Genomic DNA, 1,933 nt, shown 5'->3' with positions numbered 1-1,933 from the left:
TTCCAACTGTTGCTTGTCTGCGACGAGTACCTACTTAACTTTTGAAACCAACAAAAAGCGTTTGCAACGCGGCAAATTATTTGAATTATTTATAAGTGGGCACTCGTTATAAACTAGCGGCAGTGGACATAAAGTTTTATCATAAATAACTATATGTCATTTATTGATTTACATATGAATGTTTTCCAGAAGATTTTGAAGAAAAAAATTATTTTACAAATTACCCGTTTTATTAAAAATAGCATTTGCTTTTTCTAAATCTTCAGGCGTATCAATTCCAATAGCCAATTTATTGGTTTCAACCATTTTAACTTTTAATCCGTTTGCTATAAAACGAAGATTTTCTAGTTTTTCAGTTGCCTCTAAATGATACATTGGCAACTTTGTAAACTTCAACAAAGCGTCTTTTCTAAAAGCATAAATACCAATATGCTTATAATAAACTGCCATAGATTTTTCACGTGGATACGGAATTGGACAGCGTGAAAAATACATTGCAAAATTTTGAGTGTCGGTAACAACTTTTACATTGTTAGGATTGTTAATTTCAGCTTCAACTTCCATTTTAATCATTAATGAAGCTATGGCAATTTCTTTAGCTGTATCTGATTTAAAAACTTCCAATAAATTAAACAATGGTTCGGCTTGTGTAAAAGGCTCGTCGCCCTGAACATTTACCACAATATCAACCTCTAAATTCTCAACAGCTTCAGCAATACGGTCACTCCCCGACTCGTGTTCTTTGATGCTTTTGATTGCTTTTCCACCGTTTGAAGTAATTTCATTAAAAATAATATCAGAATCTGTAACTACATAAACCTCATCAAACAAATTGGTTTGTTTTGTGGCTTCATAAGTTCTTAAAATAACCGATTTTCCGGCTAAATCTTTCATTAATTTTCCAGGAAATCTACTTGCTTCATAACGAGCAGGAATCATTGCAATAACTTTCATAAGGTATTAATTTTGTGATTGTTTTTTTAGGCTGTAAATACTGGCGTTTAACTCAAAACCTAACAATAAAATAATGGAATTTAACCAAACAAACAGCATTAAAATTAACAAGGTACCTATTGATCCGTACAGCTCATTATAGGTCGAAAATTTGATAACATATACTGCAAATAGCTTAAACATTAACAAGGTTAACAAGGTAGTTAACAAGGCACCTGGCACGTATGAAATTTCTTTGGTTTCTTTTGTGCCATATTTGTATAAAAATGAAACAGAAACATAAATAAGTACGATAAAAAAAACATAACGGCCATATTGTATCCAAAATACATCATCAACCAGCAATCCTGAAACCGTTAAATTATTAACTGCCATTTCAAAATAAATATTTAAAGCAACTGTTATTAACAACACCACTGCCAAAAGAATTGCCATACCCATTGATACAAAATACTGACGAATTATATTTCGCATTTCGCTGATATGATACGAATATTCAAAACCTCCCAAAACAGCATTCACACCATTTGTCATTAAAAAAACTGAAGTTATAAAACCAAAGGAAAGCAAGCCACCATACCTGTTATTTGCAATATCTACAATTACACCTTGAACAGATTCAAAAGTATTTGGTGGTAATAAATGCTCAATGGTATTTAAAAAATCTTGCTGAAATCCCTCTATTTGAACGTACGGAATTAAAGTTAGGATAAATAGTAAAAAAGGAAACAATGCCATAAAAAAACTAAAAGCAATTCCGCCAGCTCTTGAGGTTAAGGCACCTTTAAAAATTCCGATAATATACATCTCCAAAAGATCGTATAACGACAAGCCCAACAAACCCGGAATTTTGACTTTTTTAATCAGTCTAATTACCAGATTTACAACAGGAATTTTATCTAAATTTTCTTCTATTGGTTTGGTCATTTTTTTAAGTGAAAAGGTTGCAGAGGTATAGGTTTGTTGTAAATATTACACC

The 1,933-nt window shown here is 31.6% G+C and carries 2 protein-coding genes; both read right to left on the bottom strand.

What is annotated here, in order from left to right:
- Window positions 1-213: 213 nt before the first annotated feature.
- A complete protein-coding gene (kdsB, locus tag EC396_RS12335) occupies window positions 214-954 on the bottom strand; it encodes a 3-deoxy-manno-octulosonate cytidylyltransferase (protein ID WP_129366753.1) in 741 nt (246 codons plus the stop codon).
- A gap of 6 nt (window positions 955-960) precedes the next feature.
- Window positions 961-1,881: a YihY/virulence factor BrkB family protein gene (locus EC396_RS12330; protein WP_129366752.1), complete on the bottom strand. Its 921-nt coding sequence runs from the start codon at window positions 1,879-1,881 to the stop codon at window positions 961-963.
- Window positions 1,882-1,933 lie beyond the last annotated feature (52 nt).

Origin of the sequence: Lutibacter sp. HS1-25 (assembly GCF_004121075.1) — a bacterium.
Lineage (GTDB): Bacteria > Bacteroidota > Bacteroidia > Flavobacteriales > Flavobacteriaceae > Lutibacter.
Note: the sequence above shows the minus strand (reverse complement) of the source record. Positions and strands in the feature narration are given on the sequence as shown.

What these genes read in the sequence shown, in the direction of transcription:
- kdsB (WP_129366753.1), bottom strand. Translation starts at nt 954, where the DNA reads ATGAAAGTTATTGCAATGATTCCTGCTCGTTATGAAGCAAGTAGATTT.
- EC396_RS12330 (WP_129366752.1), bottom strand. Translation starts at nt 1,881, where the DNA reads ATGACCAAACCAATAGAAGAAAATTTAGATAAAATTCCTGTTGTAAAT.